At 32.2% G+C, this 18,612-nt stretch carries 20 protein-coding genes; 7 read left to right on the top strand and 13 right to left on the bottom strand.

Translation table 11 applies throughout. From position 1 onward, the window contains the following. Positions 1–69 precede the first annotated feature (69 nt). From rsxA to HPY79_10650, 8 genes are all read right to left on the bottom strand, one after another. The gene (rsxA, locus tag HPY79_10685; GenBank protein ID NSW46267.1) at positions 70–645 is read right to left on the bottom strand and encodes an electron transport complex subunit RsxA; all 576 of its coding nucleotides are present in this window, start codon (positions 643–645) and stop codon (positions 70–72) included. A gap of 15 nt (positions 646–660) precedes the next feature. After that, entirely contained in the window at positions 661–1,254 is a 594-nt protein-coding gene (locus HPY79_10680; protein ID NSW46266.1) for an electron transport complex subunit E, read from the bottom strand. Beyond that, a complete protein-coding gene (locus tag HPY79_10675) occupies positions 1,251–1,817 on the bottom strand; it encodes an RnfABCDGE type electron transport complex subunit G (protein NSW46265.1) in 567 nt (188 codons plus the stop codon). Before HPY79_10675 ends, HPY79_10680 begins: the two co-directional genes overlap by 4 nt. 2 nt (positions 1,818–1,819) lie before the next feature. Next, entirely contained in the window at positions 1,820–2,809 is a 990-nt protein-coding gene (locus tag HPY79_10670) for an RnfABCDGE type electron transport complex subunit D (protein ID NSW46264.1), read from the bottom strand. 2 nt (positions 2,810–2,811) lie between these two features. Then, positions 2,812–4,146 (bottom strand): electron transport complex subunit RsxC, encoded by a 1,335-nt coding sequence (gene rsxC / locus HPY79_10665; protein NSW46263.1) that lies wholly within the window; start codon positions 4,144–4,146, stop codon positions 2,812–2,814. A 1-nt stretch (position 4,147) separates the two neighbouring features. Further along, the gene (locus HPY79_10660; protein ID NSW46262.1) at positions 4,148–5,008 is read right to left on the bottom strand and encodes an RnfABCDGE type electron transport complex subunit B; all 861 of its coding nucleotides are present in this window, start codon (positions 5,006–5,008) and stop codon (positions 4,148–4,150) included. 208 nt (positions 5,009–5,216) lie between these two features. Further along, positions 5,217–5,693: a hypothetical protein gene (locus HPY79_10655; protein NSW46261.1), complete on the bottom strand. Its 477-nt coding sequence runs from the start codon at positions 5,691–5,693 to the stop codon at positions 5,217–5,219. A gap of 170 nt (positions 5,694–5,863) precedes the next feature. Continuing rightward, entirely contained in the window at positions 5,864–7,636 is a 1,773-nt protein-coding gene (locus HPY79_10650; GenBank protein NSW46260.1) for an arginine--tRNA ligase, read from the bottom strand. 116 nt (positions 7,637–7,752) lie between these two features. On the opposite strand from HPY79_10650, the gene HPY79_10645 reads away from it, so the two are divergent. Both HPY79_10645 and HPY79_10640 read left to right on the top strand, forming a co-directional pair. Continuing rightward, positions 7,753–9,633 (top strand): aldehyde ferredoxin oxidoreductase, encoded by a 1,881-nt coding sequence (locus HPY79_10645; protein ID NSW46259.1) that lies wholly within the window; start codon positions 7,753–7,755, stop codon positions 9,631–9,633. A gap of 2 nt (positions 9,634–9,635) precedes the next feature. Continuing rightward, positions 9,636–10,178 carry a hypothetical protein gene (locus tag HPY79_10640; GenBank protein ID NSW46258.1) on the top strand — a complete coding sequence of 181 codons (543 nt, stop codon included), beginning with the start codon at positions 9,636–9,638 and terminating at the stop codon, positions 10,176–10,178. Positions 10,179–10,222: 44 nt separating this feature from the next. Here the strand turns inward: HPY79_10640 and HPY79_10635 are convergent, their stop codons facing one another. From HPY79_10635 to folP, 3 genes are all read right to left on the bottom strand, one after another. Further along, on the bottom strand, positions 10,223–11,089 hold the full coding sequence (locus tag HPY79_10635; protein ID NSW46257.1) for a TIGR01777 family protein: 867 nt from the start codon (positions 11,087–11,089) through the stop codon (positions 10,223–10,225). 153 nt (positions 11,090–11,242) lie between these two features. Further along, entirely contained in the window at positions 11,243–12,031 is a 789-nt protein-coding gene (locus tag HPY79_10630) for a TIGR00159 family protein (protein ID NSW46256.1), read from the bottom strand. Positions 12,032–12,056: 25 nt separating this feature from the next. Beyond that, entirely contained in the window at positions 12,057–12,836 is a 780-nt protein-coding gene (gene folP / locus HPY79_10625) for a dihydropteroate synthase (protein NSW46255.1), read from the bottom strand. A 116-nt stretch (positions 12,837–12,952) separates the two neighbouring features. Here folP and tmk point away from each other — a divergent pair, with 116 nt between their 5' ends. The 3 genes from tmk (at position 12,953) to HPY79_10610 (ending at position 15,600) form a co-directional block, all read left to right on the top strand. Beyond that, positions 12,953–13,627, top strand: a complete 675-nt coding sequence (gene tmk / locus HPY79_10620) for a dTMP kinase (protein ID NSW46254.1) — start codon at positions 12,953–12,955, stop codon at positions 13,625–13,627. A gap of 62 nt (positions 13,628–13,689) precedes the next feature. Then, positions 13,690–14,838 carry a DoxX family protein gene (locus HPY79_10615; GenBank protein ID NSW46253.1) on the top strand — a complete coding sequence of 383 codons (1,149 nt, stop codon included), beginning with the start codon at positions 13,690–13,692 and terminating at the stop codon, positions 14,836–14,838. A gap of 3 nt (positions 14,839–14,841) precedes the next feature. Next, the gene (locus HPY79_10610; GenBank protein NSW46252.1) at positions 14,842–15,600 is read left to right on the top strand and encodes a triose-phosphate isomerase; all 759 of its coding nucleotides are present in this window, start codon (positions 14,842–14,844) and stop codon (positions 15,598–15,600) included. A gap of 55 nt (positions 15,601–15,655) precedes the next feature. Here the strand turns inward: HPY79_10610 and HPY79_10605 are convergent, their stop codons facing one another. After that, positions 15,656–16,630, bottom strand: a complete 975-nt coding sequence (locus HPY79_10605) for a polyprenyl synthetase family protein (GenBank protein NSW46251.1) — start codon at positions 16,628–16,630, stop codon at positions 15,656–15,658. A 136-nt stretch (positions 16,631–16,766) separates the two neighbouring features. Here HPY79_10605 and HPY79_10600 point away from each other — a divergent pair, with 136 nt between their 5' ends. Then, the gene (locus HPY79_10600; protein NSW46250.1) at positions 16,767–17,069 is read left to right on the top strand and encodes a helix-turn-helix transcriptional regulator; all 303 of its coding nucleotides are present in this window, start codon (positions 16,767–16,769) and stop codon (positions 17,067–17,069) included. Here HPY79_10600 and HPY79_10595 read toward each other — a convergent pair. After that, positions 17,066–18,082, bottom strand: a complete 1,017-nt coding sequence (locus HPY79_10595; GenBank protein NSW46249.1) for a hypothetical protein — start codon at positions 18,080–18,082, stop codon at positions 17,066–17,068. The genes HPY79_10600 and HPY79_10595 overlap by 4 nt on opposite strands. Before the next feature lie 58 nt (positions 18,083–18,140). On the opposite strand from HPY79_10595, the gene HPY79_10590 reads away from it, so the two are divergent. Beyond that, positions 18,141–18,593 (top strand): 6-carboxytetrahydropterin synthase, encoded by a 453-nt coding sequence (locus tag HPY79_10590; protein ID NSW46248.1) that lies wholly within the window; start codon positions 18,141–18,143, stop codon positions 18,591–18,593. Positions 18,594–18,612 lie beyond the last annotated feature (19 nt).

The following is an 18,612-nucleotide window of genomic DNA, read 5'->3' as shown; positions in this document are numbered from 1 at the left end:
ATTGGATGAAAAATAAAAAAAGCTGTCTTAATAGAGACAGCTTATACAAAATATAAATTGATAGATATTCTATTTTACTAAGCCTGCAAACCCCATAAATGCTAATGAAAGCAATCCTGCAGTTACGAGTGCAATAGGAAACCCTTTCATAGCTTTAGGAACACCTGTTAATTCAAGTTGTTCGCGGATACCGGCCATTAATATTAGTGCAAGCGTAAAGCCCAATGCAGTTGACATTGCATATACTAAACTTTGAATTAAATTATAATTTTTTGTAACAGCTAAGATAGCCGTTCCTAAAACAGCACAGTTTGTTGTAATAAGAGGTAAATAAATACCAAGAGCTTGGTAAAGTGCAGGGCTTACTTTTTTTAGAATGATTTCAACTATTTGAACGAGTGAAGCAATAACCAATATGAACGTAATGGTGAGCATAAATTCGATATGAATAGGTGTAAGTATAAAATAGTAGATTAGATAAGTAACAAGATTGGCTAATGTCATAACAAAAACAACAGCAGCTCCCATTCCTATGGAGGTCGATGTTTTTTGCGAAACCCCTAAAAAAGGACAAATTCCTAAAAATTGAGCTAATACAACATTATTAACTAATAAGGCTAATATTATAATATTTACAATATCCATGGTTGAAATCGTTTTTTAGTTAAACTTAGCTTTTAATTTATTCATGAGCAACATAAGATAGCCAAATGTTAAGAATGCACCTGGAGGCATAATAAAAATTAATATGGTTGATGCTTCGGGTGATAGAAATTTAATGTCGAAAATGGAACCATTGCCAAGTATTTCGCGAATGGATCCCATAACAAAAATAGCCAGTGTAAAACCAAGTCCCATTCCTAAGCCATCGAGCAATGAGGTAAACACATTGTTTTTTTGAGCAAAAGCTTCAGCTCTACCTAAAATTATACAGTTAACAACAATAAGGGGTATAAATACTCCTAATGCTTTATATAAGTCGGGTACATAAGCGTTCATAACCAAATCTACAATGGTTACAAATGTTGCAATTATAACAATAAAAGCAGGAATACGAACCTTATCTGGGATAAAGTTTTTTAATAAAGCAATTAAGATATTTGACATGGTAAGTACAAATGTGGTTGCTATTCCCATGCCCAATCCATTTATTGCTGATGTAGTAACAGCTAATGATGGACACGTTCCTAAAACTAAAACAAATAAAGGATTTTCTTTTATAAAACCTTTGGTAAATTCTTTAAAAGCACTCATTGGGCACCTCCTTTTTTAAATGCTTCGTAAGCACGGTTTACAGCATCGCAGAAAGCTCGTGATGAAATGGTACTTGCTGTAATTGCATCTACATCACCACCGTCTTTTTTGACAGATATTTTAAAAGATTCAGGATTTTTATTATTAAATTGATCCTTAAATTTAGGCTCTTTCATTTTTGTTCCTAAGCCAGGAGTTTCCTTTTGTTCAACTACCGAAATATTGTTAATTGTACCATCAGGCAAAAAACCTACCATTAATACAATATTTCCAGAAAATCCTTTGGGCGAATAAGTTTTAACTGCTGAACCAACCCACTGTCCTCCTTTTGTTGCTTTATAAATTACAAGATTATCGCCTTCTATTTGTTGTTTATTTTGGGTAGGATCGTTATCGAAGGGAGGAAGAACTTCGGCAATAGCACTGGTTATTTTGGCTTGCTGTCCTTTAGCGATCGGATCTTTTGTTTTTTCATATACAAATCCTAATGCAATGGCCATTACTATTGAAATAATAGTTAATGACAAAACCATATTAGGCAATGTGGAAGATAATTTTTGCATATTTATTTCCCTCCAAAACGTTTAGGTTTTATTGTTTTATTTAATATTGGTGTTACTGCATTCATAATGAGAATTGCAAACGAAACACCTTCGGGGTATGCTCCCCAAACTCTGATCAATACAGTTAAAATACCACATCCAATTCCAAAAATAATTTGTGCTTTATAGTTGACGGGAGATGTTACCATATCGGTTGCCATAAAAATGGCACCTAACATTAAACCACCTGCTAATAAATGAAAAATAGGATCAGCATATTTTTCGGGATTGATAAGCCATAAAATTCCTGTAAATATGAAAACTGTTAAAATATAACTTGTTGGAATATGCCAAGTAATGATTTTTTTATAAAGCATATAAATACCACCAAGTATAATAGCTAATGCAGATATTTCACCTAAAGAACCTCCAATATTACCAATAAACATATCGGTGTATGAGGGTACATTGTTCATAAGTTGACTTAGTGTTTCGCCTTTCATTAACCCTTCTTTAACAATACCGAGCGAAGTAGGACCCGTCACGATATCAGTTAACGAAGTGCTTAATGGTGCAACTTTAGGCCATGTCGTCATTTCAACTGGAAACGAAATGAGCATGAATACACGACCAACTAAAGCTGGGTTAAACGGATTTTTTCCTAATCCACCAAAGGTCATTTTGGCTACCCCAATAGCGACTAAGCTGCCAATAATCATTTGCCACCATGGAAGGCTGCTTGGTACATTAAAAGCAAGAAGTAAACCGGTAATAACAGCGGATCCATCTTTAATGGTAACGTCGGAAGATTTGAATATATAACGTTGTATGATATATTCAAACACAACGCACGATACAACAGCAATTAATGTGGTAATGAATGCAGGTAAGCCAAAAAAGTAAATGGATACTAATAAGGCAGGAATAAGTGCATAAACAACTCCCCACATAATTTTATTAACATCCTGCTTATCATGAACATGAGGCGAACCTGATAAAACGTATGTACTCATAACTATTTTCCTCTACTTCTGATTATTTGATTAACTTTATTTTTTCCTAAACGGATCATATCGAGTAAGGGGCGGCCAGCAGGGCATGTATAATGACAAGAACCGCATTCGATACAGTCTATGATGTGTTCGCTTTCGGCCATTTCCCAGTTTTTGTTTTCAACTAATTTTTCCAGTAATATAGGTTCAAGTCCCATGGGACATACTGAAACGCATTTACCACAGCGAATGCATGAGTAAACAGGCATGCGGTGGCTCATTTCGTTTGTAAATATCAGAATACCCGATGTGCCTTTGGTAACAGGAACTTCAGTTGAAACCAAAGCTTTACCCATCATAGGACCACCGTTGATGATTTTTTCGGTATTTTCGGGCAAACCGCCACATTGGTCAATTAATGCTTGAATAGGGGTTCCGATGCGTACCAAAAAATTTCCACCGTTAAATTTTTTACCACTAATAGTTACTACTCTATCAATAAGAGGTTTATTAAATTGAATGGCTTCGTAAACTGCAAATGCTGTACCTACGTTTTGTACAACACAACCCACTTCAATGGGAAGTTTTCCACTAGGTACTTCTCTATTAACTAATGCTTTAATTAGTTGTTTTTCGGCACCTTGGGGATATTTTAATTTTAGACCTTGAACTTCTATTCCTTTATATTTTTGGGCTAATTGACTAAGGTGTTCAATGGCATCCATTTTATTGGCTTCGATACCGATAATGGCTTTATTAACTTCGATGGCCTTCATTAAAATTTGAATGCCGATTAATATTTCTTCACCTTTTTCGAGCATTAAGCGATGGTCTGAAGTTAAGTAGGGTTCGCACTCTACGCCATTGATAATTAGATATTCGGCTTTTTTCCCTTGGGGAATAGAAAGTTTTACATGGGTTGGAAAGGTAGCTCCACCCATACCAACAATACCTTTTTCTTTTACACGTTGAATAATTTCTTCTTTGGTTAAAGTAATGGTAGGGTTCAATTGATGATTGAGTAGAATACCTTCTTCCCATTCATCGGGTTCGGTTTTTATGATAATAGTTTTTTTTCTATAACCGCTAGCATCAATCCATTCATCAATTTTTTCAACTGTTCCGGTGACAGATGAATGAATATTAGCTGATATAAAAGCTTCGCCTTTGGCTATCAATTGTCCTGTTTTAACTCTGTCGCCCTTGTTAATAATAGGAACAGAAGGTGCTCCAAGACTTTGAGATAAAGGAATATACACTCTTTCAGGAATAGGTAAAATTTCGATGGCTTTTTGTGCTGTGAATTTACCTTCTTCCGGGTGAACACCACCTAATGGAAATGTTTTTAATCCAATCATTTTATGCGTCTATTTCTGATGAATTTTTAACTTCAGTTTTTCGGAGAGGGAAATTAATTTCTAAAATTGCTCCTGTTGGGCATTCTGTCACGCATTTGCGACAAAGTTTACATTTTTCGAAATCGATATAAGCTAAATTATCTTCGAGGGTTATGGCATTGTGAGGACAAGTTTTTACGCATTTGCCACATCCAATGCAAGCAACAGAGCAGTTTTTGCGTGCTATGGCTCCCTTTTCTTTATTAATACAAGAAACGTATATGCGTTTCCCTTTGGGACCTTTATTGCGTAATTCAATAATAGTTCTAGGGCATGCTTTAACACAAGCACCGCAAGCGGTACACTTATCTTCTATAACGGTAGGTAAACCATTGCTAGGGTTTATATATATGGCATCGAATGTACAAGCATTAACGCAATCGCCTAATCCTAAGCAACCATATGGGCAACCACTTTCGCCAGCGTATAAATTGTGTGCAAAAGCACAACTGGTAGCACCTTCGAATTTTACTTTTTGAGGAGCATTCGAATATGTGCCATTGCATCGAATTACAGCAACCTGAGGCGCTTTTTCTTTAACTTCAATGCCTAAAACTGCTGCAGCTTTTTTGGCTACTTCGTTTCCCCCTACAGGACAGAATAATGTTTCCATATTTCCTGCTTTTACAATGGCTTCTGCAAAATTACGACAGCCAGCAAAGCCACATCCACCGCAGTTTGCACCTGGAAGAATCTCCTGAACTTGATCGATGCGAGGGTCTTCAATTACTTTGAATTTCTTTTCTACAAAAAAGATTACTGTAGCAAATAAGAAAGCTACTCCACCTAAAGCTAGTAATGAATAAAGTACAATTTCGTTCACAGTTATTGATTTTTTAGTGTCGCAAAAATATAGAATAAAATGATAAATGAAACTAAAGAATAGTCATTAAATTTTATTTATGATGTATAATAAATTGATTATCAAAGTTTAATAAAAAAATATGGATAACTATATTATACAGCATAAATAATTTAGAATAGATATAAATAAAAATTGATATTATTAATTCATATAAATATAATTATAATTATTCAGTATAGGTTAAATTATTGAAGCTTCCGTTCGTTACTTCTTTTAACAAAAGTGGGTTAATAACTTTACTGGAACGGAAACTAAATGTTCCGCTAATTTTTTTATTAACTGTATCAACTGATGTGAGTGTTACGGTACCATTTACGGCTTGATATAAACTATCGTTTGTATTAGTATCCATGGTGAAAGTAGCAGAAAATTGGGTTTGTCCGTTGATAGGATCGAGATGATAAGTTTGTGCAGTTGTACCAAAAGTAGTAATATTGAGTACATCGTTGCCTAATGAACCAGTGCCGCTTATGATAAATGTATTTCCTTGTTTTCTGGTAACTCGAGTAATAGCTGTCCACGATACATTGTTTATTTTACAGCTAAATGAAGCCGTAGGGTTTATTATATCGTTAATTTTTGAATCTTTTTTACAAGCCGAAAGGCTTATTAAGGCCAATAATAAAAAACTGATTTTTTTCATGTGTAATTATTTTTTAATTTTTAAATTAAGGTCACATGGAATACGCCATTCGAATAAAGAGCAAGGCTTATTTGTGAGTGATAATTTCATTTTCGGTTGCTGTGAATTTATTCTCATGGCTATTTCATAGCTTATTTTGATTAAAGATTTTTACAAACTTACAACAAAATTTACATTTTGTCAATAACGTTAATTCCTAAAATAGAAAGTAAGTATTTAATTATTTCAGCTACTTTATCTGATATAATAAGTCGCATGTTACGAGTTTGTGTATTTTCTTCTTTAAGTATAGGACATTGTTGATAAAATTGATTATATTCTTTGCAAAGTGCATAAACATAATTGGCTATTCGGGCGGGGCTGTATTTTTCAATTGCTTCGTCAAGTATATGGTGACTTTCGAGGCACATTTTTATTATTTCTTTTTCTTTATCGTTCAAATTGCATAATAATGGAGTATTGACATCTATATTTAATTCTTTAGCTTTTCTTATTAGGGATTGTATGCGTGTATAGGTATAAAGAATAAAAGGACCTGTATTACCATCAAAATCAATCGATTCTTTAGGGTTAAAAAGCATGTTTTTTTCGGGATCGACTTTAAGTATATAATATTTGAGAGCAGCTAATGCAATGGTTTGAGTGGCTTTTTCAATATAATTAGGGTCTTCATCTTTTAATTTACCTAATTCGTTCGATATTTTTTGGGCTTCTTTGTTAAGTTCTTCAATTAAATCGTCGGCATCGACTACGGTGCCTTCTCGCGATTTCATTTTACCCTCGGGTAGTTCAACCATACCATACGATAAATGATAAATTTTATCAGCCCAATCGAAGCCTAATTTTTCCAAAACTAATTTAAGTACTTGAAAATGATAAATTTGTTCGTTTCCAACTACATAAATCATTTTGTCGGGCATATATTCGTTATATCGTAGTATAGCGGTTCCAATATCTTGAGTGATATATACCGATGTTCCATCGGCTCTTAGTAAGAGTTTTTCATCTAATCCATTGGTGGTTAAATCAACCCATACAGATCCATCGTCTTTTTTATAAAATAAGCCTTTTTCTAATCCTTCTAATACATATTTTTTACCCAATTGGTACGTTTCTGATTCGTAATAAATTTTATCAAATTGAATTCCCAATTTTGCATAGGTATCTTCAAAGCCTTCGTAAACCCATTTGTTCATTTTTTCCCATAATTGATGGGTTTCCTTATCGCCGTGTTCCCATTTTTGTAGCATTTCTTGTGCTTCAATTATAAGAGGAGCTTTTTTTTCAGCTTCTTCAATACCAAATCCTTGTTCAATAAGCTCTTTTACTTGTTTTTTGTATTCTTTATCGAACAAAACGTAAAAATCGCCAACGAGTTTATCGCCTTTTTTGCCGGCTATTGAAGGAGTTATATTATTTCCCCATTTTTTCCATGCTAGCATCGATTTACATATATGTATTCCGCGGTCGTTAACAAGATTTACTTTAATAACTTGGTTATTGGGTTTACTTGACAATATCTTAGAAATACTATCTCCTAATAAATTGTTTCGGATATGCCCTAAATGTAAGGGTTTATTTGTATTGGGTGAACTAAACTCTATTAAAATTTTTTCTGGTGCAGAACATGATGATTTTGGTTTGTTTATCGAAATAAAACTATTGATAAGAGCATTATGAGTTAGGGTAATATTTAAAAAACCTTTAATAACTTCGTACGATTCAACATTAGAATTATTTTGTTTTAAATAATTGCCAATTAAACGTGCAATTTCGTCGGGTGATTTTCTAATTTGTTTAACCCAAGGAAAAACATTGATGGAATAATCGCCTTTAAATTCTTTACGAGTACGTTGTATTTGTATTTCATTGCCAGCTTCAATTTGAAATAAATCTTTAAGCGCATTTTTTATTTCAACTATTAGTTGTTCCATATAAAATATAATTTAGGTGCAAAGGTAAAAGCAAAAGTTTAACATTCAAACAAATTGTTTTTGTTAAATAAAAACATTGTATTTTTAAAATCATTACTTTTGCATATTGAATTAAGAGAATAAATATGGAAAGTTTGATACGTGTTTTAATGATTGATGCCTCCACAGGTTATTATAAAATGACTCGTTTTCCCATTGGAAAATATTTTGGTCCTGTAGATGTTGGTTTTCATTTAGCTTCATCTCAAAATGCTTTAACCATAGGCACGGGTGTTTTAGCTGGTTCTATTTTGCCTGGTTCCAATCGTTTGATTTTTACTGGCTTTTCGCCGGCTTGGGCAGGCTTTTATGTTTCGTCAATGGGAGGTGCTGGACTCGTATTTGATAATTTAGGTATTAATATGATTTCTATTGTTGGTCAGGCAAAAACTCCCAGTATATTATATTTGAATCGTAATCATGGAGAAGAAATTCATGTTGAAATTCATCCTGTAGATGTTCATAATATATGGAAAAGCGGCAGAAAAGGTATATATTCGCTTATGGATTATACTTATTCGCAGCTTGGACGTAGGTTTGAAAACGATCCTCGCATATTAGCAACAGGACCAGCATCGTATGCTACCGATTTTGGAGCTATTGGTTCTGCTCCTATAAAAAACGGTGAGATCACTTATGTCGATACATGGGCAGGTAGAGGAGGATTTGGAAGTAAGCTCTTTCAGCAACATGGTTTAGCAGCTATCATTTATGGTGGTACCTATATTGATGAAGATTTTAGAGACCGAAAAGTAGCCGATTCTTGGTTCGAAGATAAATATAACAAAAAATTAGCAGCAAAAGATATTGAAGCCACCACCAAATATCGTTTTGACGAAAATTTTGAAACCGGTGGCACTTTTGGTGTTAATTATGCAACCATGGGTGGCAATATTATCGCTTTTAACTATAAAAGTATATATTGGAGCGAAAACGATCGAAAAGAGCTGCATAAGAAATTTATTGTAGATCATTATTTAAAGCAATTTAACGAAGAAACAATTAAAACAAAACAATATAAAAATTGTGGTGAGCCATGTGTAGCGGTTTGTAAAAAAATGAATAACGAATACAAGAAAGATTACGAACCGTATCAAACCATGGGACCATTATCGGGTATTTTTGACCAAAGAGCCGCTGAATTGTTGAATCATCATGCTGATATGCTTGGATTTGATGCTATTTCGATAGGTGGTGTTCTTTCTTGGATTATGGAATGTGTTTCTGAAGGACTTATTAAACCTAATGAAATTGGCTTGAAGCAAAAACCCGTTTTTGATGTACAGCAATTTGATATTGTGAACGACTCTATGCTAAATGCTCAAATGGGTGTTCAAATATTAGATAATATTATTAATTTGAAGTACGATATGCTCAATCTTCAAGATGGAGCACGTATTTTAGCTCATAAACTTTCATACGACAGAGGGCGTAGAATTATCGATAAGTTTGTATTTAATGCCTTCCGACGCAAAGGTTGGATGGTGCCAAACCAATATTGGGTTCCGGGTGCACTTTCGCCGATGCCTATTATGGGTAAATATTACATGTATTATGGCAAAGATTTTATCGAACCTCGTAAGCTTGGACGTGAAAATGCACAACGTTTTGTAAAAGAATTGATGATAGATAATATGGGCTTTTGTCGTTTTCATCGTTCTTGGGCAGAAGAAATGATCCCCGAATTTTTAGGGAAAATTTATGGAAAAAAATATGAATATCAAGATTCAATAAAAAATATTGCAGCTTGGATCAATAGCCGTAACTCTTCTATTTTCTGGGAATCTGAAAGAAATATTGATTTTGTTCACACCTTTATTAAAAAGAAGTTTGAAGAAAAAGCTGATGTTTTAGAGCTTAATTATTGGAACGAACGTTTTAATATTAATAAGCAAGAAGCTGCATTTGAATTTTGGTATGAAATTCATAAAGGAATTCACGAATCGTTTAAAGGAATTATTTGTTAATTATGCCTCATTTTATTGACGAAGCAGAAGAAAAAGAAAAATTGTTGCAACATCAACATGAAAAGCAAACTGTTACGCCAATTTCAGAAATAATGCAAACAAACAAAGATCAATATCTTGCTTTTCATCAAATGTTGGTTCAGTATATCGAAAAAATAGCAACGTTAAGTGCAGAAAGCAGACGCCCTGTTTTGGAAATAGGTTATACTTATTTGGAGGGTGATTTTAAATTTGAATATTATGCTTCGGCATATAAAACTCTAACTAAAACCACTTTGTATTTTTTTAAGAAAGAAAAAATATATTCTGTTTGGCGTCGTTGTATTATTACTATTAGCAATTATACAGGAATAGTTAAACTTACACTTTATGAAAAAGCCGTTTCTGAAACTAATTTAGCTGATGCTATAAAAAAAAAGCAATGTATTTATGTAAAAATAGAAGATTTAAATAATGAGGTTGCATTGTGGTTGATGGATTATTTAGGATACAAATATGGGCAAAGTGAAATAATTAAAAGAATACCTCATAGAGTTAGTATATAATTTTTTATGACTAAAATACCTTGTACTTTTTTATAGTATACGTTTTATTTTTGGGGCTTTAATATTGCATGAAGGGCACTATCAATTGTTTCGTATTTGAACTTGAATCCTTGTTCTAATAGCGAATGAGGATAAACTAATTGTCCTTGTGTTAATAATTCAGCTCCTTTACCAAATAATATTCGAAAAACAAATTTTGGGATAGCAAAAAAAAGTGGTCGTTTTAAAATGTGAGCCATTTGTTTAGAAAATTGTTTATTTGTAGTTGGGTAAGGGCTTACAGCATTATAGATACCTTTTTTAAGTTGACCTGATATTATGGCGTCGTAAATACGAACTAAATCGTCAATATGAATAAAACTTAAAGCTTGATTACCATTGCCAATACTACCACCTAAACCAATTTTGAATAAAGGTAGCATTTTTTTTATCATACCACCATTAAGTCCTAAGACAATTCCAAAGCGTAGTATATACACATCTACTCCAAAGTTTTCGGCATTGAGTGCTGCTAATTCCCAATCTTTGCATACTTTGCCAAGAAAAGTTCCTGCTAAGTAGCGACTGTTTTCGTCATGACTATGTTTATTATCGTATATGCCAATGGCCGATGTTGAAATAAGTACTTGAGGTCGATTTTTACATAACGATATTGCTTTTACAAGTTGGTTTGTGGTTAAAATTCTACTATTATATATTTTTTGCATGTATTTTTTTGTCCAATACTTATTTAATGTAGCTCCTGCTAAATGGATAACTATATTAGACTCTTCTATTAATGAAGTTAATGCATGAAGGTCGCCGTAAAGTAGTTTTCTTTCAATGGGAATAATTTCTAAGCCTTTTGAAGCAAAGTAATTTCTTAAATATTGACCAACAAATCCGTTATATCCGGTTATGGCAATTTTCATTTTTATTTTTTTTTTAATAAATGTCAGAACTTGTCTCGTTGGTATGAGCAGATGAAATAGTCCATTCGAATAAATAACACGACTTATTGGTAAGTGATAATTTCATTTTAGGTCGGTGTTCAAGGGTTCTCATGGCTATTTTATTTGTATAAATTAAATAAGAGTAAAATTTTCTTCTAGCTGTTTTTTTATGTCTTCGATACTAACGTCGTAGTATATTTTTCCGTCGAAGGCATAACTAATGGCACCATTTTCTTCAGATACAACAATAATAATAGAATCGGTATATTCAGACATTCCAAGTGCTGCTCTATGACGAGTTCCAAAGTGGGGTGGAAGGTCTGTTTTGTTACTTATAGGCAAAATACAGCGTGCCGAAGCAATTTTATTGTTGTGAATAATAATAGCACCATCGTGAAGTGGACTTTCTTTATTGAATATGCCCTCAATAAGGCGACTCGAAATATTGGCATTTAAGGAGTCGCCTATGTGCGAATAATTGTCTAAGCTCATTTTATTGGCAATAACTATAAGAGCACCGATTTTATTTTCAGATAAATTTTTTAGTGCTACAAAAATAGATGATGCATTCAAAATAGGCTTGGCCTTTTTTTGTTTTTTAAATAGACTTAAAATTTTAAGTTTGTAATTAACAGCAAAATATTTTGAACCAATAATTAACAAAAATCGTCGAATTTCTTGTTGAAATACAATGACTAATGCAATCATTCCAACCCCCATAATTTGTCCTAGTAGGCCGGCTAATAATTGCATTTTAAAAGCTCTTACAGCCATCCATAATACATAAATGATAGCAATACCAATAAAAATATTAATGGCAAGCGAACCCTTTATTAACATATATATTTTATAAAGGACAAAGGCAAAAAGTAATATATCGATAATGTCGAAAAAAGTAATATTAATAAAAAGAGGAATCATAATTTTGTGCTAAGTTACAAAAAAATTAAGCATTAAAATAAAACTGAACAATATCGATAATTTCTTTTGCTTCTTTAACATCATGGGTGCGTATAATATCGGCTCCATTAAGTATAGCTATAGTATGCAAAGCCGAAGTCCCGTTGAGCGATTCGTCTGGCATAATATTTAATAAACGAAATACCATCGATTTTCTAGATAAACCCACTAATATTGGACATTCTAATGATCGAAAATCGTTAAGGTGTTTTAATAATTGATAATTATGTTCGAGTGTTTTACCAAAACCAAATCCTGGGTCGATAATAATATTGTTGAGTCCTTGGGCAGTTAATTCATGTTTCCTTTTTCCTAAAAATTGAAATACATCATTTGAAACATCATTGTACGAAGGATTATTTTGCATGTTTTCGGGTGTACCTTGCATATGCATCAGCACATAAGGAACATTTAAACGAGTAATGGTATTGAACATATGAGGGTCGATGGCGTATGCCGAAATATCGTTAATCATATAAAAGCCATATTCTTCGACGCACATAGTTGCGGTGTCTGAATTATAAGTATCAATCGAAAACCATACATTGGGAAACGTTTTACTTAAAGCTTCAGCTATAGGTCTTACACGTTTTATCTCTTCATCTGATGGAATGATAAGAGAATGGGGTCTTGACGAAGCAGCTCCAATGTCAATAATGGTTGCTCCATGTTCGAGCATTGAGGCTGTTTTTTTTATGGCTTGGTCAATATCTTGAATCCTACTATGGGCATAAAATGAATCAGGTGTAATGTTTATAATGCCCATTAAAATAGGCTTTTCAATAAAGAATAAATTATCTCTAAATCGAATACTTTTCTTTTTTCGAAAACTTGTATCTTTATCCATTCTTTTTTGGGTGTAAAATTAAAAAAAATAACGATATGCCTCTCATTGTTTTAGAAGGTTTAGATGGTGCAGGTAAGTCAACTCAAGTTAAAATGTTGACTGAATATTTCGAAAAACTTGGAAAGCAGGTTTTTTTTAAACATTTTCCACGTTTAGATTCGCCATACTGGGGCGAGATGATCGCTTCTTTTTTAAGAGGTGAGTATGGCGATATAAATCAAGTGCATCCGCAACTTGTAGCAGCTCTATATGCAGGAGATCGTTGGGATGCTTCTTACGAAATGCTTCAACACTTAAAGCAGGGAAGGGTTGTTTTTCTGGATCGTTATGTATATTCAAATTTGGCATATCAATGTGCAAAAGTTGATAATGAAGAGGAAAAGGATCGTTTACGTAATTGGATTTTACAATTTGAATTCGATTATTTTAAAATTCCTAAACCTAATATAAATTTGTTTTTAGATGTACCACAATCATTTGTAGAACAAAAACTTAAAGAACAACGCACCGGAGATGATAGGACATATTTAAAAGGTAAATCCGATATTCACGAAAAAAGCTTAACTTTTCAGCAAAAAGTACGTCAGGAATATTTGTACTTATGCCAACATTATGAACTTATTTATATAGATTGTAGTTTAAATGGCACCTTAGCACCTATTGAAGTTGTGTTTAACCGTTTATTAGAAAAAATTGTTAAAGCTTGTTAATCTAACAATTATCATTACAAATCTATTTTTTTACGATTAATTTTGTGCAAAAAATATATAATATGAAGATTGTAAGGAATATATCAAGATTTTTTGTTGGTTTAGTATTTTTATTTTCGGGTTTTGTTAAAGCAGTTGATCCATGGGGAACTGCTATTAAATTTAACGACTATTTTTATGCAATGGGATTAGAATTTCTAGTTCCTTGGGCTTTTGTGTTAGGTGTTATTATGATTGCAGCCGAGTTTATTATAGGTTTCTCATTAATTACATGTACCCAAGTAAAATTAGCTTCATGGGGAGCTCTTATTTTTATGATCATTTTTACGCCTATTACTCTTTGGTTAGCATTAGAAAATCCGGTTTCAGATTGTGGTTGTTTTGGCGATGCTGTTAAACTAACTAATTGGCAAACATTTTATAAGAATATTATTATACTAATTCCTACTATTCTTATTTTTGTTCAACGTAATAAATTTAATTCAAAATTTTCAAACTTAATGCAATGGAATATTGCTGGAGTGGGAGCCATAATTGTTGGTTTTATTATGTGGTATTCGTATGTTCATTTACCCATTATCGATTTTTTACCTTTTAAAGAAGGAACTTACCTGCCTGAACAAATGTCAGTTCCTGAAGGTGCACCCAAAGACGAATATGCTCAAATGATTACCTTAAAAGATACCACTACAAACCAACAAATAGTAATTGATGTTAATAAATATTCATCAGATTCTACTTATTGGGGTAAAGGAACAAAGTATAAATACATTAGCATTTCGGAACCTAAACTTGTTAAAAGAGGGTATATACCGCCTATTCACGATTTCAATATTTTTGATAGTCAAAATAATAATTATATTGATACTGCCTTAAATTATAAAAGTTATGTCTTTTTATTTACAAGTCCTAAGATTGAAAAAGCTTCTAATAAAAATATTGAAAAAGTGAATGCAATTTATCAATATGCTATTAAAAATAATTATTTGTTTTATGCTTTAACTGCTTCGTTGCAAAAAGATATAGATGCATTTATTATTCAGAACAAAATACTTTTCCCATTTTATATGTGCGATGAAGTAACTTTAAAATCAATGGTTCGAAGTAATCCTGGCTTAATGTTATTGAAAAATGGTACAGTCATAAAAAAATGGTCGTATTTTGATTTTCCAGATATTGTAGAAATTGAACAATTAACTATTAAAAAATAAATTATGAGAACTCGTATTGCTGCCGGTAATTGGAAAATGAATACAAGCCTCGAAGAAGGTATCGCTTTAGCCAAGGCAATTAATGAATTTTTGATAAACATTCAACTTGATAATAAAAGAGTTATTTTAGGCACGCCTTTTACTCATTTGGTATCAATAGTAAATGTAGTAGATTTTAAAAAAATATCGGTAGCAGCTCAAAATTGCGCTAAATGGGAAAAGGGCGCATATACGGGCGAAGTATCTGCAGAAATGATACGCTCTACAGGAGCTCACTATGTTATTATTGGTCATTCCGAACGTAGGCAATATTTCAATGAATCGTATGAAGATTTAAAACAAAAAGTAAATATTTGTTTAAAGAATATTTTAAAACCAATTTTTTGCATTGGCGAAAAACTTGAAGAACGTGAGCAAAATATTCATTTTGAAATAGTGAAAAAGCAAATATACGAAAGCTTATTTCATTTAGACGAGGAGAATATTAAAAGAATAGTATTGGCATACGAGCCAGTTTGGGCTATTGGTACTGGTAAAACAGCAACACCCGAGCAAGCACAAGAAATGCATGCATATATTCGTTCGTTAATTGCCGAAAAATACGGAATACAGGTAGCATCAGAAATTTCTATTTTATATGGAGGGAGTTGTAATGCTACTAATGCTGCAACTTTGTTTGCTCAACCCGATATCGATGGCGGTTTAATAGGAGGTGCATCGCTTAAAGTAAACGATTTTATCGAAATTATTAAAGCTTTGTAAATATTTAATTTTTGTAAAAAATAAGTTTGCTTTTTTCGCTTTGAAGCGCTTAAGATTATTTATTACGTTCAACAATATAATCGATAAGTAGTTGTAATGATTTATTTGCTTCGTTTTGAGGCATGGTCGATAAAATTTCTTTGGCATTTTGAATATAGTTCATCATTACTTTTTGGGTGTATTCAAAACCATGGTGTTCATTAATAATAGTGTTAATTTCTTGAATTGATTTTTTGTTTTTCTCAAAATTTTTTAATAACGATAAAAGTTCTTTTTTTTCTTTAATCGAGCAATTTTTTAATGTATAAATAAGCGGAAGTGTATATTTTTGTTCGCGTATATCATTGCCTGCTGGTTTTCCGGTTTTGTTATTTAAGTTAAAGTCGAATAAATCGTCTTTTATTTGAAATGCCATTCCAATATGGTAGCCCATTTCTTTCATTTTTAGTGAAAGTTCTTCGCTAATGCCTGCCGATACGCTTCCGCTATAAGTGCAAGCTGCTAAAAGAGTGGCTGTTTTTTTACGGATTATTTTGTAATATAAATCTTCATTAATATCGAGTTTACGTGCTTTTTCAATTTGTAAAAGTTCGCCTTCGCTCATTTCTTTAACGGCTTCTGATACTATTTGAAGTAGTTTAAATTCATTTTTTTCAACAGCAAGTAATAATCCTTTAGCTAAAAAATAATCGCCAATAAGAACAGCTACTTTATTTTTCCATAGTGCATTAACAGAAAACATTCCTCTACGTTCGTAACTATCATCTACAACATCATCGTGGATTAGGGTTGCTGTATGCATAAGTTCAATTAACGAAGCTGCCTGAAATGTAGATGAGTTTACATTATCAAAAAGTTTCGCCGATAAAAAAACTAATAGAGGACGTATTTGCTTGCCTTTTGTTTTTAAAACATACGAAGTTATTAAATTTAAAAGCGAAGCATTACTCTTTAAATAATTTGAAAAGTAATCGTCAAAAGCTTTGAGATCTTCTTTTACTGGTAATTTTATTAAATCTAATGTGCTCATAAAACTGCTTCAAACTTACCATTTTTTTTTAAAAACAACAATGTTATGGATAAAGGTATTTAATATCAATTAAATATTGGTTAAATAACATATTTATTTATCTTACATATGTATATATTTGCATAAAAATTAGTTTATGACAGACAGTTTTGAATTACTTGATATTGACGCACTTAATGAAGCTTCTGAAATGCTAAAAGCAATGGCTCATCCGCTTAGAATTGCTATTTTGCGTTTACTTAAAGCAGGTAAGCCCTTAACGGTATCAGAAATTCATGAACTTTTAAGTATAGAGCAATCGGCAGCTTCGCATCATTTAGGCATATTAAAAACAAGGGGAATAGTATGTGCCAAACGCAAGGGTAAAAATATATACTACACCATTAGTCATGAGCGTATTTCTAATGTGATAGATTGTATTCAAAAGTGTAGGCGTTAAAATTTGAAACCAACGTTCAACGCTATTTGATTATAATTAGTAGCGTTTAATTGTAAAAATCTATAGTTTATGGCTATGTTAAAATTTTTAAGTGGCACATATTCAAAACCTAAAAAAGAAATAAAAGAATTATTATAAATGTAACTTTTATCTAAATAATCACCACGCAAAAATAAATTCCATTTTTCTGAAATATTATATGATATAAATGCAGAATAGCCTTTGTAATCGTTTTGTTCATTCCATTTATCATTAGTTACTATACATCCTTCAATAGCAAGGCGTAAGTTATCATTTTTATACGATACAAACGCGGAAATGCTTTCTCTATTTAATTTGTTATTGAGGTATATATCGCTATAAAGTTTAAAAATATAATGTTTATTTGGTCTGTATTCGGCATTAATCGCATACATTAAATATCCATCAGCATCTTGTTTATAAAAAGGACCTTCGCCATTGCTAATGGTTGAAGAAATTCTCCAATGCTCATTGTTAAATGCGACCCTTAAACCAAAATCAGCGGGATAGCCAAATTTATAACGTTCTTGAAAAGTAAATGCAACATACCGATAACTCCAAAATTTATCTTGAACGGTTAAATATTGTTCGTTAAGCAACTGCCCAATGGCAATTTCAATATGCGATAATGGTTTCCAATTTATTTCAGCTTGTTTCAGAAAAGCAGTAAATTCACTTCCTTTGAAATAATTAACCGAAAGCGGATGTTTGTTGCTATCTAATACAACAATATCGCTTGTAGTGCGGGCCACATCATATATTAAAATGGCAGTAGCTTTTTTAGCCAAATCGGTTTTAAAACCTACGAGTGCAGTGTTCATCTCAAATGCATGTAAGGGGTTTTTATTTGCAGAGAAAGTAGACACAAAAGCAGGATATATACTACCAAATACGACGGTATTTTTTGTTTGAGAACTATCAGATTGAGCCGACATATAACCCATACTTATTAAAAGCATTAAACTTGTTAAGATACTATTTTTTAACTTCATAAAAAGTAACTATTTTTATACGTTTAAAATTTTGCAAAATTATAAATATAAAAACAATATGGCAAAAGTAAGAGTTACTAAAGAATTCCGTTTTGAAATGGCTCATGCCTTATGGAATTACGATGGTTTATGTAAAAATATTCATGGACACAGTTATATATTGCAAGTTACAGTTATTGGTGAGCCATGTCAGGATATTAATAGCACTAAATATGGTATGGTAATTGACTTTGGCGATTTAAAGAAAATAGTAAACGAAGCCATTGTTAGTAAAATGGATCACTCGTTAGTTATTAGTGAACGTTCTAAACATGATACACTTTTACAAACCGAACAAATGTTCGACCGTAGGCATATTACTTCGTATCAGCCCACATGTGAAAATATGGTTGTTGAGTTTGCAAAAATAATTGCTTCGCTTTTACCCGCAAATGTTAAATTATATAGTGTTAAATTATGGGAAACAGCCAATTCTTATGCAGAGTGGAACATAGAAGATAATAGTTTATGAGTTTCAGAAAATATATATT

It is taken from the genome of Bacteroidales bacterium (genome assembly GCA_013314715.1).
Classification (GTDB): domain Bacteria; phylum Bacteroidota; class Bacteroidia; order Bacteroidales; family GWA2-32-17; genus Ch61.
This window is presented reverse-complemented; position numbering and strand designations above follow the sequence as displayed.